The organism is Finegoldia dalianensis, from assembly GCF_046255015.1.
Classification (GTDB): domain Bacteria; phylum Bacillota; class Clostridia; order Tissierellales; family Peptoniphilaceae; genus Finegoldia; species Finegoldia magna.
This window is the reverse complement of the sequence record NZ_JBDLBQ010000015.1, coordinates 1-1,079: the sequence shown is the minus strand read 5'-3', so window position 1 is coordinate 1,079 and position 1,079 is coordinate 1. Positions and strand designations below refer to the sequence as shown.

Below are 1,079 nucleotides of genomic sequence, written 5' to 3'. Positions count from 1 at the left end.
GCTCCTACTGTTCTTCCGCCTTCTCTGATGGCAAATCTTAATCCTTCTTCGATTGCGATTGGAGTGATTAATTCGATTATGAATTTTGCGTTATCTCCTGGCATTACCATTTCTACGCCTTCTTCTAATGCGATGTTTCCTGTTACATCTGTTGTTCTGAAGTAGAATTGTGGTCTGTATCCTGAGAAGAATGGTGTGTGTCTTCCACCTTCTTCTTTTGTTAATACGTATACTTCTGCTTCAAATTTTGTGTGTGGGTGGATTGTTCCAGGTGCTGCTAATACTTGTCCTCTTTCGATGTCTTCTCTTTGTACACCTCTTAGTAATGCTCCGATGTTGTCTCCTGCTTCTGCTTCGTCAAGTTGTTTTCTGAACATTTCTACACCTGTTACTACTACTGTTCTTTTTTCTGTTGTAAGTCCTACGATTTCTACGTTGTCTCCTACTTTTACTTTTCCTCTTTCTACTCTACCTGTAGCTACTGTTCCACGTCCTGTGATTGTGAAGATGTCTTCTACAGGCATTAGGAATGGGTGGTCAACGTCTCTTACTGGAGCTGGGATCCATTCGTCTACTTCTTCCATCAATTTCATGATTTTGTCTCCCCATTCTCCGTCTGGATCTTCTAATGCTTTTAATGCTGATCCTACTACGATTGGTGTGTTGTCTCCATCGTATTCGTATTCGTTTAATAATTCACGTACTTCCATTTCAACTAATTCGATTAGTTCTGGGTCGTCTACTTGGTCTTCTTTGTTTAAGAATACTGCGATTTTTGGTACGCCTACTTGTCTTGCTAACAAGATGTGTTCTCTTGTTTGTGGCATTGGACCGTCTGCTGCACTTACTACTAGGATTGCTCCGTCCATTTGTGCTGCTCCTGTGATCATGTTTTTAACGTAGTCAGCGTGACCTGGACAGTCTACGTGTGCGTAGTGTCTTTTTTCTGTTTCGTATTCTACGTGAGAAGTGTTGATTGTGATTCCTCTTTCTCTTTCTTCTGGTGCTTTGTCGATGTTAGCGTAGTCTACGAATTCTCCTGAGCCCATTCTCTTGTTTAATACAAGTGTTACGGCTGC

At 41.4% G+C, this 1,079-nt stretch carries 1 protein-coding gene; it reads right to left on the bottom strand.

Annotated features, from left to right (window positions below):
- The coding region (tuf, locus tag ABDJ34_RS09990) for an elongation factor Tu (RefSeq protein WP_412702244.1) at positions 1-1,079 on the bottom strand (1,079 nt) is incomplete at both ends.